20 protein-coding genes are annotated in these 22,033 nt (G+C 63.8%); 15 read left to right on the plus strand and 5 right to left on the minus strand.

The features are described 5' to 3' along the window. Positions 1-2 precede the first annotated feature (2 nt). Positions 3-2,948 (minus strand): DNA polymerase I, encoded by a 2,946-nt coding sequence (polA, locus tag LB568_RS11510; protein WP_224730263.1) that lies wholly within the window; start codon positions 2,946-2,948, stop codon positions 3-5. A 420-nt stretch (positions 2,949-3,368) separates the two neighbouring features. Here polA and LB568_RS11515 point away from each other — a divergent pair, with 420 nt between their 5' ends. The 8 genes from LB568_RS11515 (at position 3,369) to LB568_RS11550 (ending at position 10,939) form a co-directional block, all read left to right on the plus strand. Beyond that, complete coding sequence (locus LB568_RS11515; RefSeq protein ID WP_224730181.1) at positions 3,369-4,754, plus strand: M20/M25/M40 family metallo-hydrolase; 1,386 nt, start codon at positions 3,369-3,371, stop codon at positions 4,752-4,754. A gap of 78 nt (positions 4,755-4,832) precedes the next feature. Further along, positions 4,833-5,453: a ribonuclease D gene (locus LB568_RS11520; RefSeq protein WP_224730182.1), complete on the plus strand. Its 621-nt coding sequence runs from the start codon at positions 4,833-4,835 to the stop codon at positions 5,451-5,453. Positions 5,454-5,547: 94 nt separating this feature from the next. Beyond that, a complete protein-coding gene (locus tag LB568_RS11525) occupies positions 5,548-5,748 on the plus strand; it encodes a hypothetical protein (RefSeq protein ID WP_023779242.1) in 201 nt (66 codons plus the stop codon). A gap of 258 nt (positions 5,749-6,006) precedes the next feature. Next, positions 6,007-6,261 (plus strand): GlsB/YeaQ/YmgE family stress response membrane protein, encoded by a 255-nt coding sequence (locus LB568_RS11530; protein ID WP_013892967.1) that lies wholly within the window; start codon positions 6,007-6,009, stop codon positions 6,259-6,261. Positions 6,262-6,286: 25 nt separating this feature from the next. Next, positions 6,287-6,433, plus strand: coding sequence for a hypothetical protein (locus LB568_RS11535; protein ID WP_013892968.1), 147 nt, complete (start codon positions 6,287-6,289; stop codon positions 6,431-6,433). A gap of 35 nt (positions 6,434-6,468) precedes the next feature. Further along, complete coding sequence (locus tag LB568_RS11540) at positions 6,469-7,383, plus strand: hypothetical protein (RefSeq protein ID WP_224730183.1); 915 nt, start codon at positions 6,469-6,471, stop codon at positions 7,381-7,383. A gap of 202 nt (positions 7,384-7,585) precedes the next feature. Next, positions 7,586-8,575: a lactonase family protein gene (locus tag LB568_RS11545; RefSeq protein ID WP_224730184.1), complete on the plus strand. Its 990-nt coding sequence runs from the start codon at positions 7,586-7,588 to the stop codon at positions 8,573-8,575. Between the two features lie 105 nt (positions 8,576-8,680). Continuing rightward, a complete protein-coding gene (locus LB568_RS11550) occupies positions 8,681-10,939 on the plus strand; it encodes a transglycosylase domain-containing protein (protein ID WP_224730185.1) in 2,259 nt (752 codons plus the stop codon). Position 10,940: 1 nt separating this feature from the next. Here LB568_RS11550 and LB568_RS11555 read toward each other — a convergent pair whose 3' ends face one another. After that, positions 10,941-11,312, minus strand: coding sequence for a nuclear transport factor 2 family protein (locus LB568_RS11555; RefSeq protein WP_224730186.1), 372 nt, complete (start codon positions 11,310-11,312; stop codon positions 10,941-10,943). 141 nt (positions 11,313-11,453) lie between these two features. Here LB568_RS11555 and LB568_RS11560 point away from each other — a divergent pair, with 141 nt between their 5' ends. Then, positions 11,454-12,206 carry an SDR family NAD(P)-dependent oxidoreductase gene (locus LB568_RS11560; protein WP_013892973.1) on the plus strand — a complete coding sequence of 251 codons (753 nt, stop codon included), beginning with the start codon at positions 11,454-11,456 and terminating at the stop codon, positions 12,204-12,206. A gap of 21 nt (positions 12,207-12,227) precedes the next feature. On the opposite strand, the gene LB568_RS11565 is transcribed toward LB568_RS11560, so the two are convergent. Beyond that, entirely contained in the window at positions 12,228-13,148 is a 921-nt protein-coding gene (locus LB568_RS11565; protein WP_224730187.1) for a zinc-binding dehydrogenase, read from the minus strand. Between the two features lie 150 nt (positions 13,149-13,298). Between LB568_RS11565 and LB568_RS11570 the strand changes: the two genes are divergently transcribed. Next, on the plus strand, positions 13,299-14,108 hold the full coding sequence (locus LB568_RS11570) for an AraC family transcriptional regulator (RefSeq protein WP_013892975.1): 810 nt from the start codon (positions 13,299-13,301) through the stop codon (positions 14,106-14,108). An 11-nt stretch (positions 14,109-14,119) separates the two neighbouring features. Here the strand turns inward: LB568_RS11570 and LB568_RS11575 are convergent, their stop codons facing one another. Together LB568_RS11575 and LB568_RS11580 are read right to left on the minus strand one after the other, a co-directional pair. Further along, positions 14,120-15,904 (minus strand): cation:proton antiporter, encoded by a 1,785-nt coding sequence (locus LB568_RS11575; protein ID WP_224730188.1) that lies wholly within the window; start codon positions 15,902-15,904, stop codon positions 14,120-14,122. A gap of 234 nt (positions 15,905-16,138) precedes the next feature. Further along, on the minus strand, positions 16,139-16,582 hold the full coding sequence (locus tag LB568_RS11580; RefSeq protein WP_224730189.1) for a host attachment protein: 444 nt from the start codon (positions 16,580-16,582) through the stop codon (positions 16,139-16,141). Between the two features lie 418 nt (positions 16,583-17,000). Between LB568_RS11580 and cysG the strand changes: the two genes are divergently transcribed. From cysG to LB568_RS11605, 5 genes are all read left to right on the plus strand, one after another. Continuing rightward, on the plus strand, positions 17,001-18,449 hold the full coding sequence (cysG, locus tag LB568_RS11585) for a siroheme synthase CysG (protein WP_224730190.1): 1,449 nt from the start codon (positions 17,001-17,003) through the stop codon (positions 18,447-18,449). After that, positions 18,446-18,751, plus strand: a complete 306-nt coding sequence (locus LB568_RS11590; protein ID WP_013892979.1) for a DUF2849 domain-containing protein — start codon at positions 18,446-18,448, stop codon at positions 18,749-18,751. Before cysG ends, LB568_RS11590 begins: the two co-directional genes overlap by 4 nt. A 41-nt stretch (positions 18,752-18,792) precedes the next feature. Then, positions 18,793-20,463 (plus strand): nitrite/sulfite reductase, encoded by a 1,671-nt coding sequence (locus tag LB568_RS11595; protein ID WP_224730191.1) that lies wholly within the window; start codon positions 18,793-18,795, stop codon positions 20,461-20,463. Further along, positions 20,438-21,202: a phosphoadenylyl-sulfate reductase gene (locus LB568_RS11600; RefSeq protein ID WP_013892981.1), complete on the plus strand. Its 765-nt coding sequence runs from the start codon at positions 20,438-20,440 to the stop codon at positions 21,200-21,202. The genes LB568_RS11595 and LB568_RS11600 overlap by 26 nt, the downstream gene beginning before the upstream one ends. A 232-nt stretch (positions 21,203-21,434) precedes the next feature. Then, positions 21,435-21,968, plus strand: coding sequence for a DUF934 domain-containing protein (locus tag LB568_RS11605; RefSeq protein WP_140571103.1), 534 nt, complete (start codon positions 21,435-21,437; stop codon positions 21,966-21,968). The last annotated feature ends 65 nt before the right edge of the window (positions 21,969-22,033 follow it).

Here is a 22,033-nt window from a genome sequence, read left to right on the forward strand (position 1 = left end):
GCTCAGTGCGCCTCGTCCCAGTTGTTGGCCGCGCGGGCGTCGACGTGCAGCGGGACCGACATCGATACAGCCGGCATCGCCGCATTTTCCATGACATGGCGTACGACTGGGATCGTCGCCTCGACTTCGGCCTCGACCGTCTCGAAAATCAGTTCGTCATGCACCTGCAAGAGCATGCGGGCGGACAGCTTTGCCTTCTCCAGCGCCTCGTCCATGCGCACCATGGCGCGGCGGATGATGTCGGCGGCGGTGCCTTGCAGGCGGGCGTTGATCGAGGCGCGCTCGTTGAACGCGCGGATCGAGGGGTTGGACGATCTGATGTCGTGATAGTGAATGCGGCGGCCGAAGATCGTCTCGACGAAGCCATGCTCGCGGGCGTAGGCTTTGGTCTCCTCGATATAGTCGCGGATGCCGGGGAAACGCTCGAAGTATTTCTTGATGTAGTTGCTTGCCTCCTCGCGCGGGATCGACAGCTGGTTGGCAAGGCCGAAGGCGGAGATGCCGTAGATGATGCCGAAATTGATCGCCTTGGCGCGGCGGCGGACTTCCGAAGGCATGCCCTCCACAGGCACGTTGAACATTTCCGAGGCGGTGATTGCGTGGATGTCGGCGCCGTCGGCGAAAGCCTGCCGCAGTTGCGGGATCTCGGCGACATGGGCGAGCACGCGCAGTTCGATCTGGCTGTAGTCGGCCGAGACCAGCCGGTTGCCCTTGTCGGCGATGAAGGCGGTCCTGATCTTGCGCCCCTCGGCGGTGCGCACGGGAATGTTCTGCAGGTTCGGGTCGGAGGATGACAGGCGGCCCGTGGTGGTCGCGGCAAGCGCGTAGGAGGTGTGGACGCGTTTGGTGTCGGGATGGATGAAGCCGGGCAGCGCATCGGTATAGGTCGATTTTAGCTTGGTCAGCTGGCGCCAGTCGACGATCTTGCGCGGCAGTTCGTGACCCTCGGCGGCAAGGTCTTCCAGAAGTTGCGCCGAGGTCGACCACTGGCCGGTCTTGGTCTTGGAGCCACCGGGAAGGCCCATGCGGCCAAAGAGGATGTCGCCGAGCTGCTTGGGCGAGCCGATGTTGATGCGCTCGCCGACGAGCTGGTAGATTTCCTCCTCCAGCCGGGCGGCACCTTGCGCCAGTTCGCCCGACAGCCTGGACAAGATCTGCCGGTCGACCGAAATGCCGCGCTGTTCCATGCGCGCCAGCACCGGCACCAGCGGTCGTTCCAGCCGCTCGTAGACCGATACCAAGCCGGTGGCGGCAAGCCGGGGCTTCAGCACCAGCCAGAGCCTGACCGTCACGTCGGCGTCCTCGGCGGCGTGGGCGGTTGCCTTGTCGATGTCGACCTGATCGAAACCGACCGAGTTCTTGCCGGAGCCGATCACGTCCTTGAGCTGAAGAGGGGTATGGCCAAGCCATTTGTCGGCAAGCGCGTCCATGCCGTGGCCATGCGGGGTACCGGCATCGAGCACATAGGAGATCAGCATGGTGTCGTCGAACGGCGCGACATCGATGCCATAGCGGCTCATGATGACGAGATCGTATTTCAGGTTCTGCGCGATCTTGAGGACTGATTTGTCCTCCAGCAGTGGTTTCAGCACCGCCAGCGCCTCGCGAAGAGGAATCTGGTTTTCGAGCGTACCGCCGCCGAGCAGGTCACCGTTGCCGCTCTTGTGGGCAAAGGGAATGTAGGCGGCGCGACCGGGCGCGGTCGCCATTGCCATGCCGATCAGTTCGGCCTGCATCGGATCGGCCGCTGTCGCCCTGACGTCGAAAGCGGCGATACCAGCCTCGCGCGCTTCGGCCACCCATGCTTTCAAGGTCGCGATATCGCGAATGCATTGGTAGGCCGATATGTCGATCTTGCGGGTGGCCGCCCGCTCCAGCCGCAGCGCCGCGAGCAGGGAAGGCGTGTCGCCCTGCTTTGGTGTTTCGGTCGTTCCGTTGGCCTGGCTTGGCTCGGCCCCGTTTCGGGCCATGACGGGGGCTCCGGCGCCGACATCCGGCCCATGCGCGCTGTCGGCGCGTTCGACGGTGACCGCGACGGCAGGGACATCCCCGGCCTCGGTGCTGGTCGCTTCCGCCACACGACGGGTCAGCGAGGTGAATTCCATGGTCTTGAGGAAGCCGATCAGCTTCGGGCCGTCCGGTGCGTGCAGGACGAAGTCGTCCAGCCCCTCGGCCACCGGCACGTCGTTCTTCAGCGTCACCAGCCGGCGCGAGATGCGCGCCTTGTCGGTGTTGGCGATGATCGATTCGCGCCTCTTGTCCTGCTTGATCTCGCCGGCGCGGGCCAGCAGCCCGTCGAGGTCGCCGAACTGCTCCAGCAGTTGCGCTGCCGTCTTCGGGCCGATGCCAGGCACGCCGGGAACGTTATCGACGGAGTCGCCGGTCAACGCCTGCAGATCGACCATCTTTTCCGGCGGCACGCCCCATTTCTCGATCACTTCGGGAACACCGATCTGGCGATCCTTCATCGGGTCGTACATGCCGACCGTGGCACCGACCAGTTGCATAAGGTCCTTGTCGGAGGAGATGATGGTGGTGTCGCCGCCGGCCTCGCAGGCCAGCCGGCAATAGGTGGCGATGAGATCGTCGGCCTCGAAGCCTTCCATCTCGATGCAGGGCAGGTTGAACGCCCGGGTCGCCTGGCGGATCAGGCCGAATTGCGGGATCAGATCCTCGGGCGGCGCCGAACGGTTGGCCTTGTATTCGGGATAAAGGTCGTTGCGGAAGGTTTTCGAGGAATAGTCGAAGATGACTGCGAAATGCGTCGGCACAATGCCTACATCGGTGTTGCGGGCATCCTGCATCAGCTTCCACAGCATGTTACAAAAACCGGAAACGGCGCCGACCGGCAGGCCGTCGGACTTGCGTGTCAGCGGCGGCAGCGCGTGATAGGCCCGGAAGATGTAGCCGGAGCCGTCGACAAGGAAGAGATGATCGCCTTTTTTCATGCCGGCAGGGATAGCGCGGCGCGACGGCTTGGTCCATGCCAAAGACATCGCCAGATATCGGTTCCGGCAAGACCCTGACAGAACCAGGTCGAGGCGGCCTGATCACGGCCACGTTACAAAAGTGTAATACTCGTGCCCTTGAATCGCCACGTTCACAGACCCAAATAGATGTCATCGGCAGTTTTCGCCGAAGTCCGGAGCAAGGCCCGTCCCCCGCCTATCCCGGACACTTGCGGCAGCCTATCCCCCCTCTCCGGGCTGCCGCATCGTTTCGAGTAAAGGCCGCCGTGGTTCCCCTCCACCACGGCGGCATTTTTTTGCCTTGCGACATAGCTGCGCGGCCGTGGTCCAATCGTCCCGGGCTTTTCGTTTTGCCGCTCTGCCTTTACGGTTCCGGCACTGAATCGAAAGGCTTAGCAAATGTCCGCAATTTCCCCCGTCCTAGACCGCCTCGACAAGAATCTCGACCAGAGCCTCGAACGGCTGTTCGGCCTGCTCAGGATCAAGTCGATCTCCACCGATCCGGCCTATGCCGCAGACTGCCGCAAAGCGGCGGAATGGCTGGTAGCGGAGCTGAAGCTGATCGGCTTCGATGCCAGCGTGCGTGACACGCCCGGACATCCGATGGTCGTCGCGCATCATGACGGGCCGGCCGGTGCGCCGCATGTGCTGTTCTATGGCCACTACGACGTACAGCCGGTCGACCCGATCGAACTGTGGGAAAACGATCCGTTCGCGCCTGCCATCAAGGAGGTCGGGCCTGGCCACAAGGTGATCACCGGGCGTGGCTCGGCCGACGACAAGGGCCAGCTGATGACCTTCGTGGAGGCGTGCCGCGCCTGGAAGCAGGTGCATGGCAACCTGCCATGCAACATCACCATCCTGTTCGAGGGCGAGGAGGAGTCCGGCTCACCGTCGCTGAAGCCGTTCCTCGAAGCCAATGCCGGGGAGCTCAAGGCCGACTTCGCGCTGGTCTGCGATACCGGCATGTGGGACCGCGACACGCCGTCCATCTGCGTGGGACTGCGCGGACTGGTCGGCGAGGAGATCACGGTCAAGGCCGCCGACCGCGACCTGCATTCCGGCCTCTATGGCGGGGCAGCCGCCAACCCGGTCCGCATCCTGGCCAAGGTGCTGGCCGACATTCATGACAAGGACGGCCATATCACCATCCCCGGCTTCTATGACGGCGTCGAGGAAACGCCGTCGCAGGTACTGAAATCATGGGAGACGCTTGGCGAGACGGCAGAGACCTTCCTCGGGCCTGTCGGCCTATCGATACCGTCGGGGGAAAAAGGCCGTTCGGTGCTGGAACTGACATGGGCGCGGCCGACCGCCGAGTTCAACGGCATCATCGGCGGCTATACCGGAAAGGGGTTCAAGACGGTGATCGCGGCGGAGGCATCGGCGAAGGTGTCGTTCCGCCTCGTCCACAAGCAGGATCCCAAGAAGATCCGCGCAGCCTTCCAGAAATTCGTCAGCGAGCGCATTCCGGCCGACTGTTCGGTCGAGTTCCACCCGCATGGCGGCTCCCCGGCAATCCAGCTTTCCTACGACTCGCCTTTCCTGGCCAAGGCCAAGAATGCACTGTCCGATGAGTGGCCGAAGCCTGCGGTGACGACCGGCAGCGGCGGCTCCATTCCCGTGGTCGGCGACTTCCAGACCTATCTCGGCATGGAATCGCTGCTGGTCGGCTTCGGCCTCGACGACGACTGCATCCATTCGCCCAACGAGAAATATGAGCTCTCATCCTTCCACAAGGGACAGCGTTCCTGGGCGCGCATTCTCGATGCACTGACGCGCTGAGCGGCGGAAAACGAGATTTCTTGTTGATTTTTAACCGGATCGCGGCGAGGACGGGTAACGCCGCGACCGGAGAAGACAATGGCCGATATCCGTTTCCACAAGCATGATCTGCCTGACCTCACGCATTACAATGTCGGGGCGGTGGCCATCGACACGGAAACGCTGGGCCTCAACCCGCATCGCGACCGGCTGTGCGTGGTGCAGATCTCGCCCGGCGACGGCAGCGCCGACGTTATCCAGATCGCACCAGGGCAGAAGAAGGCGCCGAACCTCATCAGCCTGCTCAGGAACCGCGGCATAACCAAGCTGTTCCACTACGGGCGCTTCGACCTTGCCGTGCTCTACAATGCGTTCGGGGTGATGCCCGAGCCGGTGTTCTGCACCAAGATCGCCTCGCGGCTGACCCGTACCTATACCGACCGTCACGGGCTGAAGGACATCTGCTTCGAGCTTCTCGGCGTCGGCCTCTCCAAGGCGCAGCAATCGTCGGACTGGGCGGCCGAAATACTGTCGCCCGAACAGCTCGAATATGCCGCTTCCGATGTGCTCTATCTGCACCGGCTACGCGATGTGCTCTCCGGGCGGCTGGCACGCGATGGGCGGACCAAGGAGGCCGATGCCTGTTTCCGCTTCCTGCCGACGCGGGCCAAGCTTGACCTGATGGGCTGGGGCGAAGAGGATATCTTCGCTCACAGCTGACAGGCCTCGCGCAACTGCGTTGCCGGAGCAGTTTGGAACCACGTGCAAGCCGTCGCGTTCTGTCGGCTCAGTTAGTCGGTTCGAAGGGGATGACATGGTCGACCGAAAGCCCATTGCGACCGCGCCGACCGACGGCTCCAAGGTCAGCGTTACCTGGAAGGACAGCGACGGCGTGCTGAACGAGTCCATCGCGCAATATCGCGACGACGGCTGGTGGGTCTACACCGACAGCCACACGCAAAAGAAGGTCGAGCCGACCAGCTGGCGGCCCGCCGCCAGCGATGATGACGATTAGATTTTGACGCGATCTCCCCAAGCCAAAGCGCTACGCGCTTTTCCAGGGGAAACCGGCTCACAGCTTTCCTGGAATTGCTCTATCCCTTTGTTGGAGCATGGTCTTTTTCGACAACCAGTTCCCACTTGTCAGGATCATGCTCCAGTGAGTGCGCCGCTGGCGAGACCGGCTGCTTTCGCATAGCCTGAAGCCGTTGATATCGAGGCCGATTCGGAGCTTCCGCTCCGGGTTTGCCCTCTTGCTTGGAGGAAAATCGCTATGGGTGTCGAAAGCCTTCTCGTCTTCATCATCATTGGTGCCATCGCCGGTTGGCTTGCCGGTCTCATCGTCTCGGGTTTCGGCTTCGGCCTGATCGGCAACATCATCGTCGGCATCGTCGGCGCTTTCATCGCCGGCTGGCTTTTCCCGCGGATCGGCTTTTCCATCGGCGGCGGCGTCATCGCTTCCATCATCCACGCCACGATCGGCGCCATTATCCTGCTGGTGCTGGTGAAGGTGCTGAAACGAGCCTGAGGCTCGACATCGGAAAGAGCGCGGCATGAAACAGAATACGCTCTATCTCATCATTGGCGCGCTCGCCGTCGTGGTCATCGCGCTCGGCGTCTATGTCTACCGCGAGCAGACCAAGCCGAAAGGCGTCGAACTCAAGATCGACGACAAGGGCATTTCGATCCAGCAGAACTGAACCCGCCGTTGATTTGGCGGATGCAGGAGCGCGACATGGGGGCTTCCAACGCGCCGGAGGGCGACGATCAGCCCAGGATTAGCGTGGCGGAATGGGAGCGGCTGAACAGGCCGCCAAGGCGCGAAGCGCTGCTACGCTACCACTGGCGGACATTTCGCTTCCTGCGGACGGCCGCGCCGGTCAGCGAATTGCAGGGGCGACAACAGGCATTCCGCAACGCGGTCGTCGCCACCGTGGCCTTCAACCGGCCCGATGTGATCGAGTGGCAGATCCATCTCGTGCGCCGATACCTAGCCGAACATGAGAGCTACATCGTCTTCGACAACAGCAAGAAGGACGAGGCAAGGAAGGCGATCCGCGACCTCTGTCGCCGCCAGCAGGTCCCCTATGTCGCCTTGCCGAAGAACAGGCTTGTCGTCTCCAGATCGCACGGCCAGGCGCTGAACTGGATCGTGCGGAACTTCGTGACCGGTTTCGGCCCGAAGCTCTTCGGTTTCATCGACCATGATATCTTTCCCACGCAAGCATTCTCCATCCGCGACCGGCTTGAGGGCAAGAGCGCCTACGGCAGCGTGCGGCGCGATACGCCGACGCCGGGCGGCTGGTTCCTGTGGCCCGCCTTCTGCTTCTTCGACGGGAGCCTGCTGCGGCGACCGCTGGATTTCGCCCCGAGCTACAAATTTCACATGGATTCAGGCGGCGGCAACTGGCCGGTGCTTTACCGGTCGATGGATCCGGCGTCGATCAGGTTTACGGAGGACACCTTGCTCCGCTTCGGCGAGGGGGATGATCGGCATGAGGACTTTTTCATGTCTGTCGACGGCTGGCTGCACATAACGAATGCATCGAACTGGCGAAAACAGCCGGTCGACAGGCGCGAACACCTGGTTGCTTTGCTGCGGCAAGCCGGCGGTCCCGACCAGCCGGATGTGACGTTCGAGCCGATCTGAAAATGGGGGTCTTCATTTTGCTCGATGTGCAGATGGCGGACGGCCTTGACCGATAGGCGCAAAGAGCATGGCTGGCAGCCTGAAATTCAAGGGCTATCTGGCAAAGGCAACGGGTCTCTAGCATGACATCAAACCGGTTGGAGATTCGCCGGCGGGTGCAAACCGAGTATCTCCGGCGTTCGATCTGGACGAGAAGCAAATCATGACACCCCAGATCGGCTTCAAGGCCAGTGAAGCGGTGCGGGCGGCCCTTTCAGCGATCGGAAGAACCGAGGACCTGCGCTTTTCGCCGGACAATCGGCTGCTGGCGATCGCGGGCTTCGCGCGCAAGCGGTGCCTGGTCCTGCGTGTCGATGTCGGGATCGGGCCGGGTGGTCCCGATGTCACGATCCATGATTTCATGGAGCTGAGATCGGAGAGCATCGGCGAGGTGCATGGGCTGGACTTCATCGATGACCGGACCCTGGTGGTGGCCAACCGCGACGGGAAGCTTGCGGTGTTCGAACTGCCGGTGGAAAGCATGGCGGGGCAGCATCGGGAAATCACGGCCGTTCGCCGGATCAACGGCAAGCCCTTTTGCAAACTTAACACACCGGGCTCGGTCGTCGTCCGGCGTCAGTCCGGCGGCCGCATCAGCCTGCTGGTCTGCAACAATTACACGCATCTGATCACCCGGCATGTGGCTGTCCGCTGGCTAGGCTACCGGACGATCAGGAACCGGCCATTGCTCAGGAATGGGCTGGACATTCCCGACGGCATCGCGCTCAGCCATGACGGCCGGTGGATTGCCGTCAGCAGCCACGGCACAAGGGACGTCAAGCTTTACCAGATGTCCCCATCGCTTGGGCCCGACAGCGAGCCCACCGGCATCCTGCAGGACGCCGGCTTTCCGCATGGCCTGCGCTTTACCGATGACGACCGGCACATCCTTGTCGCCGACGCGGGCAGCGCGGCGGTGCATGTCTATGCCAGCAATGGCGATTGGACCGGGCATCGCCGCCCGTCGCGTTCGGTCGCCGTGCTCGATGAGGAAATTTTTCAGCGCGGCAGAGCCAGCATCGAGGAAGGCGGCCCGAAAGGCCTCGACATCGACCGGTCGAACAGCGTCGTGGCGGTGACCTGCGAGGAGCAGGCGCTGGCCTTTTTCTCTCTCATAGCGGTGACGGGCAGTGACGAATTTAGAAAATCGTAAGGAATTTCAAAAGGGTGCATAAACCCTGCTTTAACCCGCCCTTAAATCGCCGCATCTACTCTTCAACCGGAGCGCCATAGGCACCGGGGACAGACAGCGCAGCGCATGGCGAACCGCAGGGACAACCGTATCGAACCGAGTTTCGAGGGACCGCCACAGGTGCGATCCCAGCCGGGTCTTTCGGTGAGCGAAGAGGATCGCGTCGTGCCGAGCAACCGCAAAGCCTCCGCAAAGCGCAAATCGTCGAAGGCGAAGTCGTCGCGCGGTGGGCGTGGCAGAAGCCGGCGCGGCCTGTTCGGTGTGTTTGGCCGGCTGTTCTATTGGTGCTTCGTGCTCGCCATCTGGGGCGGAATCGCGGTGGCGGGCGTTGTCGTCTATTACGGCGCCAAGATGCCGGCGGCCACCACCTGGTCGATCCCGGACCGCGCCCCCAACATCAAGATCGTCTCGGCCGACGGCCAGTTGCTCGCCAATCGCGGCATGAGCGGCGGCGAGGCGGTCGGCTTGCACGAAATGTCGCCCTATATTCCCGAGGCGGTGATCGCCATCGAGGACCGCCGTTTCTATTCGCATTTCGGCATCGACCCGATCGGCCTGTCGCGCGCCATGGTGACCAACGTCATCGGCGGGCATTTCTCGCAAGGCGGTTCGACGCTGACCCAGCAATTGGCCAAAAACCTGTTCCTGACGCCCGACCGCACGTTGGAGCGCAAGGTGCAGGAGGTGTTGCTGGCGCTGTGGCTGGAGCACAAGCACACCAAGGACCAGATCCTCGAAATGTACCTCAACCGGGTCTATTTCGGCTCCGGCGCCTATGGCGTCGAGGCGGCTTCCCGGCGCTATTTCGGCAAGAGCGCGCGCGACGTCACCCTGTCGGAAGCAGCGCTGCTTGCCGGCTTGCTGAAAGCCCCGTCGCGGCTGTCGCCGGCGCGCGATCCGAAGGCCGCCGAGGAGCGATCGCAGCTCGTGCTCGCCGCCATGCGCGAGGAGGGCAAGATCAGCGAGAAGGAGCTCAAGACCGCGCTGAGCGCGCCGGCGACGCGCTCGCCGTCCTATTGGACCGGGTCGGAAAACTACGTTGCCGACACCATCATGGAAGAACTGCCCGACCTGATCGGCGACGTGCGCGGCGACATCGTCATCGATAGCACTGTCGACCTGAACCTGCAGAAGCTGGCCGAACAGTCGATCCGCAGGCTGATCGACGACAGCGGCAAGAAGCTCAACGTCACCCAGGGCGCGCTGGTGTCGATCGACGATTCCGGCGCGGTGCGCGCCATGGTCGGCGGCTACGATTACTCGACCAGCCAGTTCGACCGCGCCTCCGAGGCACGCCGCCAGCCGGGCTCGGCGTTCAAGCCGTTCGTCTATATGGCGGCGCTCGAAGCCGGCCGTACGCCCGACAGCGTACGCAACGATGCGCCCATCAAGATCGGCAACTGGACGCCTGACAATTACGGCGGCAAGTATTTTGGCAAGGTGACGCTGGCGACCGCCTTGGCGAAGTCGCTGAACTCGGTCGCCGCGCAATTGACCATGGAAGTGGGGCCGAACGCGGTGGTCGAGGCGGCGCACCGCATGGGCGTGCAATCCGATCTGCAGTCCAACACCTCGATCGCGCTCGGCACGTCGGAAGTGACGCCGCTGGAACTGACCTCGGCTTATGTGCCTTTCGCCAATGGTGGGTACAAGCCGGACATCCACTTCATCCGCCGCATCACAACCGCCGACGGCAAGGTGCTGTACGACAGCGGTGGCGGCAGCGCGCCGCGTGTCGTCAAGCCCGAGATCGTCGGCATGATGAATTCGATGATGACCGGCACCGTCGAGATCGGCACCGCGAAGAAGGCAGCCTTTGCCTGGCCGTCGGCAGGCAAGACCGGCACCAGCCAGAATTCGCGCGACGCCTGGTTCGTCGGCTACACCGCCAATCTCACCACAGGCGTATGGTTCGGCAATGATGACGGTAGCCCGATGAAGAAGGTCACCGGCGGCGCGCTTCCGGCGCAGGCCTGGCACGAGTTCATGGTCGCCGCGCATGAGGGTGTGCCGGTGAGGCCGCTGCCCGGCACCTGGAAATCGACGCCGCCCGACACGATCGTACCCGACGAGATACCGTCGGCCGGCAACAGCCAGCCGGCGCCGGTTCCGTCCGCGTCGGTCGGCCAGCAGGTGCCGGCCGCACAAGCGGCCGCGCCGGTTCGCGCGGCGCGGCCTGCCCAGACTGTCGATGCCGATGGCTTCAGCATGCCGGCGGATGATGGCACCACGGCCTCGGTCGGACATCCCGTGCCGCCAGGCAGCGTCGGTGGCCCGTTGAAGAAGCGGCAGACCTCGATCCTCGACATCCTTGGCGGGGGGTGAGTTAACCGCCGTTTGCCTTTGGCTTGGCGCTGCCAAGCTTCTTGCTGTCAAAGGTCAACTTGTCGCTATGGATCTTGCCGTCGCTGACGGTAAGATGTTTGGCGCAGGACAGCGCTCCGGACGACCTCGTCATCAGGTCGTACATGAGCAACGCCTGGCGATCGTCGCCAAAGGCGGCAATCATGCGCACGCCGGTCACGTCCTGCGAGAGCTTCGCCAGGCCCTTCAGATAGGGTTCTTTACCGGTCGACTGCTGCATCGGCCCATCGAAAACGACGTCCTCGGCGACATAGGATGCGGCCTTTTCGAGGTCATGGCTGGTCCACGCCGTGGTGAAGGCAGTGGCGATGTCGAGAGGTGCTGTCTGTGTCATGGCTCTGTCCCGTCGATTGGCTTGCATTGTCGAACCAACGAGGCGGCGGCTTCCCGGTTCCGGCTTTCTGGCGAATGGTGACATTTCGGCCTCTCGCCACCTCGCTGACGTTCGGCTACATCTCCAGCTAGGAGACCCGACATGGCTGAACTCGACACCCGAAAAACCATCGTGCTGACCGGCGCCAGCCGGGGCATCGGCCATGCCACGGTCAAGCGCTTTTCGCGCGAGGGCTGGCGCGTCATCACCTGTTCGCGCCAGGCCTTTGCCGAGGATTGCCCATGGCCGGCAGGTCCCGAGGACCACATCAAGGTCGATCTCGCCGACCAGGAAGACGTCGGCATCGCCGTCTCGGAAATCCGCCACCGGCTGGAAGCACATGGCGGCCAGCTCAACGCGCTGGTCAACAATGCCGGCATTTCGCCGAAGCTCAGCGATGGCAACAGCCGCATGAACTCGATCGACACGCCGATGCATGTCTGGCGCGACGTGTTCCAGGTCAATTTCTTCGCGCCGATCATGCTGGCGCGCGGCCTGTTCAAGGAACTGGCGGCGGCCAAGGGATCGATCGTCAACGTCACCTCGATCGCCGGCACGCGCGTGCATCCTTTCGCCGGCACCGCCTATGCGACATCGAAGGCGGCACTCGGCTCGCTGACGCGCGAAATGGCGCATGATTTCGGCCCGCACGGCATCCGCGTCAACGCCATCGCACCGGGCGAGATCGACACGGCGATCCTGTCGCCGGGCACGGGCAAGATCGTCGAGACCATTCCGCTGAGGCGCCTCGGCACCACGGCCGAGGTCGCCGACATTATCTTCTTCCTGTGCTCGCAGCAGGCGTCCTACGTGACCGGCTCGGAAATCCACATCAATGGCGGCCAGCACGTATGAGGCTTCAGGCTAGGGATCGCCTCATCCGGTCATGGTGAGAACCGCCTTGCCGCTGAAGCTGCGCTGTCGCAGTGCGTCCAGGGCTTGGGCGGTGTCCGTCCACGGCACGGTCATGGCGACGCGGGTCTCCAGCCTGCCGGCCGCGGCCAGGGTGAGCAGCGAGGCGATGTCCGTGCCAATGTCAGGACCGGACGTGTAGTAGGCGAACGTCTGGAGCTTCGCCCCCTCGTGGCCCGGAACGAACTGGCGGAACCCGACCGGCGTGAGTTCGCCACTGCTCGAACCGAACATGACGATGGTGCCGCCGGGTGCGACGCGTTCGATCGCGTGTGCCAGGCTTTCGCCGCCGACCGACTCTGTAATCAGTGAAAATAGCCCCTCGGCCTGCTCTATCGACCCGACAATCTGCTCGGCTCCGAGGCCGCGGAGATCCTCGGCATGCCGGGCGGCGGCGATTGCTGTCACGGAAGCGCCTTGCTCGCGGGCGATCTGGATCTGGAAACGGCCGACAGCGCCGCTCGCACCGGTGATCAAGACCCGCTGGCCGGCCAGGTCGCCGCCATGGCGCAAAGTCCGAAGCGCCGTGGTGCCCGAGACCGGAAGCGTGGCGGCGGAGGCAAAGCTAACCGCGTCGGGGATGACCGCAAGACGGTCGGTTGAAACGGCGACACGTTCGGCCCAGCCGGCCTGGTCGACCAAAGCCGCAACCTGGGCGCCCACGGCCGGTCCGGAGCCATCGGCGGCAGCCCGTTCGACAATCCCGGCGATGTCCTGGCCGGGTATCCAGCCATTCGGACGTATGGTGAGCAGGCGCAGCTCACCGCGGTTCAACGAGGTTGTGTGGACCGAGATCAGCGCTTCATTCGGGAGAGGCTGGGGTTCGTCGACTTCGGCGAGCGTCAGCCCGGTCACACTATCGGAAGAAATGACTAGGGCGAGCATGGTCCATACCTCATTGCCGCATGGCGGAACGAACAGCTCCTGGGGCAACCGAAGACGCTCCAGGGATGCTCATTCACCAGCGCATCCTATCGATTTTCCCGTTTGAGTAATTTAGATATCAAACCAGATGATCTCTAAAAACAGTCAATCATGAGACAGCCTCTCCGCTACCCCTGGCTCGATTTCGATGTGGACGATCCTTCCGTTCCGGCGATTGCCGTGCGCGTCGACGTTCCCGAGACCAAGGCAGAGGTGCCCGCCCATCGGCACCGCAAAGGCCAGCTCGTCTTCACGCTCGGGGGCGGCGTCACATGCCGCGTCCCAAGCGGCCTATGGATGGTGCCGCCGCATTGCGGGGTCTGGATTCCGGGCGACATGGAACACAGCAATGTCGCCACGGCCAACGCCCGGATCTTCTTCGTCTACATCGAGCCGGGAGCCGCCGACCTGCCGGATCGGTGCTGCACGCTGTCGATCTCGCCGCTGCTGCGCGAACTGATCATCGAGCTTTCCGATGGTGTCCAGGACGATCCGGCGCGGGATGAGCTGCTGACCAGGACGCTGCTCACCGAATTGCCGCGCATGCCTGTCCAGCAACTGCACCTGCCGATCTCGTCCGAGCCGCGCTTGAAGAGAATCGCCGAAGCGTTGGCGGAAGATCCGGCCGACCGCAGCACTCTCGCACAATGGGCCAACCGCGTTGCGCTCAGCGAGAGCAGTCTCGCGCGCTTGGTGGTCAAGGAAACAGGGCTGAGCTTCGGCCGCTGGCGCCAGCAATTGCATCTGATCGTGGCAATTCGGGAACTGGCCTCCGGTGCCAGCGTGCAGCAGGTCTCTGGCGATCTGGGCTACGGTTCCGTCACCGCCTTCATCACCATGTTCAAGAAGGCGCTCGGGAAGCCGCCGGCAAAATATCTCGGCGGCATCGCGCAAAATGGCGGCTCTGCCTTCGTGGCGTAACCAGGATCGGCTTAGGCAGCAGACGGTTCAGCCGCCTCCGGCTTGCGGCCGAGCACCTCTTCGACGATCCCGCGCGCGATCTCGCGCTCGCCCATGATCACCGTGTCGGCGCCGAGCCCCTTGAGATGCTCGACTTCGGCGTCGGAATGGGCGCGGGCGACGACGTTGATGCCGGGATTGGCGGCGCGGGCACGCAGCACGACCTGACCGGCCTCGAACGCATTGGGAATGGCCAGGATCAGCCGCCTGGCGCCTTCCGGATTGGCGGCGGCGAAGACTTCGGCGTTGGCCGCATTGCCGGCAACGGTCTCGACGCCGTCCGCCTTCAGCTTCGCCAGCGTCTTGTCGGCGTCCTCGATGACGAGGAAGGGTACTCCAGCGTCTCTCAACGCAGCGCCGACGAGGCCGCCGACACGGCCATAGCCGATCAGGATGGCATGATTGGTGAGTGCCGTCTTCGGTGGCGGACCGTCTTCATTTTTGGAAGTCGAGGCAACCGAGGCGACCTGGCCCGGTTCCGTCGCCGGACCAACCGGCTTTGCGTCGGCCGGTACCGCGGTCCTGGCGGCACGCGCCTCCAGCCACGGCTTCATCCAGTCTATGACAAGGAACATCAGCGGGTTGAGCAGGATCGACAGGATCGCGCCGGCCAGGATCAGGTCGCGGCCCTGTTCCGGCAGAAGTTTCAAACCGACGCCGAGTTCCGCCAGGATGAAGGAGAATTCGCCGATCTGGGCAAGGCTTGCCGAAATCATCAAGGCGGTGGCCAGGGGATAGCCGAAGGCGACGACGATGACGAACGCCGCCAGCGACTTGCCGATCACGATGATGGCGAGCGTCGCCAGGATCGGCAGGCCGTTGCTGACCAGGCTGAACGGGTCGAACAGCATGCCGACCGAGACGAAGAACAGCACCGAGAAAGCATCGCGCAGTGGCAGCGATTCTTCCGCCGCGCGATGGCTGAGTTCGGACTCGCTCATGATCATGCCGGCGAAGAAGGCGCCCAGCGCCAGCGAGACGCCGAACAGCTTGGCGGCGCCGAAAGCGACGCCGAGCGCAATGGCCAGCACCGAGAGGCGGAACAACTCGCGCGATCCGGTGTGGGCGACATAGTGCAGGATCCAGGGAATGACCCGGCGGCCGACCACGAGCATGACGACGACGAAGGCGGCGACCTTGGCCAGCGTGATGCCGACGACGCCCCAGATGCCGTAGCTTGCCGGCAACGAAAGCAGGCCGCTAGCGTGCACATCCGCCTGTTCTTGGCCGCCAAGCACGCCGGCGAGGGCCGGCAAAAGCACCAGCGCCAGCACCATGGCCAGATCCTCGACGATCAGCCAGCCGACGGCGATGCGGCCGCGCTCGGTTTCGATCAGCCGGCGCTCCTGAAGCGCGCGCAGCAGCACCACGGTCGACGCGACCGACAGCGCCAGGCCGAACACCAGCCCCGCGCCCATCGACCAGCCGAGCATCCAGGAAAGGCCGGCGCCGAGCGCGGTGGCAAAGCCGATCTGGACGATGGCGCCGGGCACGGCGATGGCGCGGACCGACAAGAGGTCCTTGAGCGAGAAATGCAGGCCGACGCCGAACATCAGCAGGATGACGCCGATCTCGGCCAATTCATTGGCGAGGCCGGCATCGGCGACGAAACCGGGCGTGTTCGGCCCCACCAGCACGCCGGCCACGAGATAGCCGACCAGCGGCGGAATGCGGAAACGATTGGCGAGAGCCCCGAAGACGAAAGCCAGCCCCAGACCGGCGACGATGGTGGCGATAAGGGGCGTGTCATGCGGCATTGTCTATGGAGCGCCTTTCAAGCTAGCGATGTCGGAAGTGCGCCGCCCGAAGCCGTCGCCTTTTTGCAATATGATGGATGGGATGTCGGCGATGCAACCCGCACAGCGGCGAAATCGCCGGCTGGGAGACAAATGCTTGACCGCGGATGCTTGAGCGCAGGGCCGGGCAGCAACCCATCCGACCTGAAAATCGGACGACGTTGCGCCCCTCGATGGCGATCGGCAGGCTGCCGATCAGGCGGCCCGCAGCATGGCCTCGATCTCTGGTATGGCGTGGTTGGTCAATGTCTTGGGGATTTCAGCGATAACCTTGTCCTCGACCTCCTTGTGCAATTTCTTGCGCATGGATCCGAGCACCATTGGCGGGGCGACGAGCACGATCTCGTTGAATTCGCCGCCATGCGCGAGTTTGTAGAGCCGGTCGGCGATCTCGTCGGCGAAGCGTTCCTTACCGATGCGGTGCCAGTCCGTGTCCTCGACCGCGCTGCGGTGCGCCGAGGGACCGTCATTGTAGCGACCCGGACTGTCACTGCCTTGCTCGCGCGTGGGCGGATTTTCCTGCTCCATCTCCTGCACGACCTGGAGGTCCGGAAATTTGTTGTCGCCGGCGTTCCTGAGGAAAAGTGCCTTTTCGCCATCAGCCACCATGATCCAGACACCGTGCTTCAGCTTGATCATGTGGCGGGTTCCTTTCTTCGACGTCATGGCTTTCCGCGCGCCCCGAACAGTTCGACTTCGGCACGAGGGGAACGCGTGGCGAACCGTTAATGTTCCAGCCTCTGGAATCGGCCTTGAGGCCGGCGCGACGGACGCCGAAAGGCAGAGGCGCCCGAAGGCTGCTTTAATCTACTGAATTGGTAGAAATTAGAAAAAACTGTTTTGCGAGATGCTGCGCCAATGGCTAAAAAGACCTGAAATCAAGCTTTGCCGTGGCTGCTTGAATCCGCTCTTTGCGCGGATGTGGAATATTTTTCTCTTGCCCTTCGCAGTTGCGAAAAAGCGATTGCCTGCCATCACAGGATGCGCGAGTGCTTTGCTTCTGGTTTTCCGCGCCCGGGCGTAAAACTGCAGCCTGTTCAGGACTCTGCTCATTTTCATGCCGCACACCGCCCCCAAGCTCAATGCCTTCCCCGTCTTCGTGCGGGTCGAGGGCGAAGCCGTGGCCATTGTCGGCGGCGGCGAGGAAGCGCTGGCCAAAGCGCGGCTGATCGGACAGTCGAGTGCGGTTTTGCGCATCATCGCCCAAGACGCCGAACCGGAGCTGTTGGCTTTCATCGCCCAGACCGGCGCGAACCATGTCGCGGCGGCTTACGACGTGGCGCAGCTCGAAGGCGCGGTCTTGGTGTTTGCCGCCAGCGGCGAAGAGGCGCTGGACCGCCGGGTCGCCGAGGACGCGCGCACGCTGGGCATTCCAGTCAACGCCGTCGACCGGCCGGAACTTTGCGATTTCTTCACGCCGGCGCTGGTCAACCGTGCGCCGGTCGCCATCGCCATCGGCACCGAGGGTGCCGGCCCGGTGCTCGCCCAGATATTGCGCAGCCGCATTGACCGCATGCTGTCGCCGTCGCTCGGCAGGCTTGCGGCGCTTGCCGCTTCGTTCCGTGCCGCCGCCGAGAGACTGCCCAAGGGCAATATCCGCCGCCGCTTCTGGAGCGACTTCTTTGGCGGTGCGCCAGCGCGTGCCGTCGAGGCGGGCGAGCTTTCGCAGGCGCATGAAGCCGCGACCGACCTGTTGCTGTCGAACGCACCGGTCTCGGGCCACATCGCCCTGGTCGGCGCTGGTCCCGGTGCCGAGGATCTTCTGACGCTGCGGGCGCATCGCCTGCTGATGGAGGCCGACGTCATCGTCCATGACGCACTGGTGCCGGAGGCGGTCGTTGCCATGGGCCGCCGCGACGCCGAGCGCTTGCCGGTGGGAAAGCGCAAAGGCTGCCACACCAAGAGCCAGGCCGAAATCAATGCGCTGCTGGTCGAGCTCGGCCGCCAGGGCAAGCGCGTCGTGCGGCTCAAGTCGGGCGATCCGCTGGTGTTCGGCCGGGCCGGCGAAGAGATGGCGGCATTGCGCGATGCCGGCATCGCCTATGAGGTGGTTCCCGGCGTCACCGCGGCCTTTGCCGCCGCCGCCGATTTCGAACTGCCGCTCACTTTGCGCGGGGTTTCATCGTCGATGGTGTTCACCACCGGCCACGACCTCAAGGGCAATTCATTGCCCGACTGGGCCAAGCTCGCGATTTCCGGCGCCACCGTCGCCGTCTATATGGGCCGCTCGGTTGCGGCCGAGGTTGCCGGCCGGCTGATCGAGGCCGGCCTGTCGCCGGACACGGCGGTCGCCGTGGTAGAGAATGCCAGCCTCGCCAACCGCCGCCGCTTCCACGGCACGCTGGCCGACCTGCCGTCGCTGGAAGCGCGCGTCGATCTCTCCGGGCCGGTCATGACCATTATCGGCGACGCCGTCGCCGGCGCCAATTTTGAACGTTCAGAGCCGCTTGCGGCACACACGCATGAAGGCGTGGCCAAGGCCACCTCCGAGAAAGTTCAGTCATGAAGATACTGACCGCCAACCGCCTGAGCGACGGCATCGCCGTGTGGTACGCCGATGGCGGCTGGGCCGAGACGGTGGACCACGCCGACCTTGCTCATGACAAGGCGGACGAAGACCGCCTGGAGGCGATCGGCGCCAAGGCCTATGCCGACAATGAGGTGGTCGACGTCAACCTGATCGACGCTGAAGTCGTCGGCGGCATGGTCGAGCCGGTGCGGTTGCGCGAGAAGATCCGCGCCGCAGGTCCGACCATCCGCAACGATCTCGGCAAGCAGGCCGCCAAGCAGTCGACGTGGGCGGCCTAACAGACACCAGACGCGGGCGGACGCGCCCTGAAAGACGAAGCATGTACCGTTACGATGAGTTCGACCACGATTTTGTCCAGGCCCGCGTCGCCGAGTTCAGCGACCAGGTCCAGCGCCGGCTGTCCGGCGAGATCACCGAGGACCAGTTCCGGCCGCTGCGGCTGATGAACGGCGTCTATCTGCAGCTGCATGCCTACATGCTGCGCATCGCGGTGCCCTATGGCACGCTGAACGGCAAGCAGCTGCGCATGCTCGGCCACATCGCCCGCAAATACGACAAGGGCTACGGCCATTTCACCACGCGCCAGAACATCCAGTTCAACTGGCCGGCGTTGTCGGACATTCCGGCGATCCTGGCGGATCTCGCAAGCGTCGAGATGCACGCCATCCAGACCAGCGGCAATTGCATCCGCAACGTCACCGCCGACCATTTTGCCGGAGCCGCCGCCGACGAGGTTGCCGATCCGCGCCCTTATGCGGAAATCCTGCGCCAGTGGTCGTCGGTGCATCCGGAATTCTCGTTCCTGCCGCGCAAGTTCAAGATCGCGGTGACCGGTGCCGAGCGCGACCGCGCCGCCATCCAGACGCATGACATCGGCCTGCACCTGAAGAAGAATGCCGCCGGCGAACTGGGCTTTGCCGTCTATATCGGCGGCGGCCAAGGCCGCACGCCGATGGTGGCCCGCAAGATCCGCGACTTCCTGCCGGAAGCCGACCTCCTGTCCTACTGCACGGCGATCCTGCGCGTTTACAACCTCTATGGCCGCCGCGACAACAAGTACAAGGCACGCATCAAGATCCTGGTGCACGAGACCGGCGTCGAGGAAATCACCCGCCAGGTCGAGGCCGAGTGGCAGGAGCTGAAGGATGCGGAGCTGAAGCTGCCGGATGCCGACATCCGCGCCATCGAGGCTTATTTCGCGCCGCCGGCGCTGACGGATCGGCCGGACGGCGACGAGACGGTCAAACTGGCACGTCTCGATTCCAGGGGCTTCTCGGAATGGCTCGACCAGAACGTGGTGACGCATCGCCATCCCGACTATGCGGCGGTGACGATCTCGCTCAAGGGCATCGGCGAAGTGCCGGGCGACGCTTCCGACAGCCAGATGGAAGCGGTCGCCGACATCGCCGAGAAATACGGTTTCGACGAGCTTCGCGTCAGCCATGAGCAGAACCTGATCCTGCCGCATGTGGCGCGCGCCGACCTCAAGGCCGTGTATGACGCGCTGGTCGACATCGGGTTGGCGACGGCCAATTCCAATTTGATATCGGACATCATCGCGTGCCCGGGCCTCGACTATTGCGCGCTGGCCACGGCGCGCTCGATCCCGATCGCGCAGGAAATCTCGCGCCGCTTCGCCTCGCTGGAGCGGCAGCGCGAGATCGGCGAGTTGAAGCTGAAGATTTCCGGCTGCATCAACGCCTGTGGCCACCACCATGTCGGCCATATCGGCATCCTCGGTGTCGAGAAGAAGGGCTCCGAGCTCTACCAGGTGACGCTGGGCGGCTCGGCCGACGAAAACACGTCGGTCGGCGAGATCATCGGCCGCGGCTTCTCGTCGGAAGAGATCACCGACGCCATCGAGCAGATCGTCGACACCTATCTCGGCCTTCGGCTCAACCCGCAGGAAAAATTCATCGACGCCTACCGCCGAGTCGGTCCCGCGCCGTTCAAGGAGGCGCTCTATGCTGGCGAAGCCAAGGCCGCTTGACCATATAGCCGACGTCGATGACGGCGCCGCCGCCAAGGCGGCGGGGCTCGATGCGCTCTATGGTCACCTGAACGCGCTCGAGATCATCGAACGCTCGGCGAGCGATCTGTTTCACGACGAGATCGCGGCCGTGTCGTCCTTCGGGGCGGATTCGGCCGTGCTGCTGCACATGATCTCGGAGATCGACCGTACACTGCCTGTCATCTTCCTCGACACCGGCAAGCATTTCGAGGAGACGCTTGGCTACCGCGACGCGCTCGTCGCCGATTTCGGGCTGACCAACATAAGGGTGATCAAACCCGAGGAAGCGGCGCTCGAGCGGATCGACCCGACGGGCAATTTGCACCAGAGCAATACCGATGCCTGCTGCAACGTGCGCAAGGTCGAGCCGCTGGCGCGTGGCGTTGCACCGTTCCGTGCCTGGTTCACCGGGCGCAAGCGCTTCCAGGCCTCGACGCGCGCCGCACTGCCGGTGTTCGAGGCGGTCGGTCCGCGCATCCGCATCAATCCGCTGGCGCACTGGACGACATCGGACCAGGCGGACTACATGCGTGCGCATGCGCTGCGCGAAAATCCGCTCGTCGCCTATGGCTATCTGTCGATCGGCTGTTTCCCGTGCACGCAACCGGTGCAGCCGGGCGAGGACGCGCGCAGCGGCCGCTGGGCCGGCCATGCCAAGACCGAGTGCGGCATTCACCTGTCGGGGCTGGAAGTATCGCTGACCGACGCATCCCTGTAGGATATGCTGGTATTCAGGTGAGAATGGCTGCAAATGCCAGCTTACTGCGCTTCCGGCCTTCGCCGGCCGAAGCACTCTTGAATGGCCGTGGTAATTAAGGCTACGGTCGGCGAAGGCCGGTGCTCACGTACTTCTAGTACGCTCCGCTCCGGTTCTCGGAAGCCGCCATTTTCGGCGCAGCCTGACCTGAATCTCATCACATGCCGAGCCTGTTCGAATTTAGGAATTTTTGATGACTGAACCGACGACACCGGTCACCCGGCTCTGGACCCCGGATGGTTTTCGCGAGGATGAGTGGACGCATGCCGAGAGTGCGGACGCGCTCACCGGCAATGGCCGCTTCATCCTGCCGCTGCAGGCATTCCTAGATCTCGATCCGGAGGTGCGCCGCTCCGCCAGGGAGCGGCTCGGCGTGGCGCTGCAGCCCGGCGATCAGCTCGAGAAGATAGCCGACCTGCTCGACCAGCTGTCGCTGGTGGCATTGGCCTTTCCTGCCTTCAGCGATGGCCGCTCCTTCTCCAAGGGAGAATTGCTGCGCGAGCGCTACGATTTCGAGGGCGCCGTCCGCGCGACCGGCCAGGTCCTCGTCGACCAGCTGCCGCATATGCTGCGCCTCGGCTTCGACGAGTTCGAAATCTCCAACCCTGTGCTGTTGAAGCGCCTGGAGGAGGGCCGCATCGGCGGCCTGGGGCTCTACTACCAGCCGGCCGAGGCGCAGGAACCCAAGGGCCCGAAATATTCCTGGCGGCGCCTTCGCAACAGCTGACGCAGCGGTAATCGCCGACGTCTTTACATCAGCTCTGATCGGGCCTTCTCTGGGCTATCCGGACG

The sequence above is a fragment of the Mesorhizobium sp. B263B2A genome, from assembly GCF_020165775.1.
In the GTDB taxonomy this organism is placed as follows: domain Bacteria; phylum Pseudomonadota; class Alphaproteobacteria; order Rhizobiales; family Rhizobiaceae; genus Mesorhizobium; species Mesorhizobium opportunistum.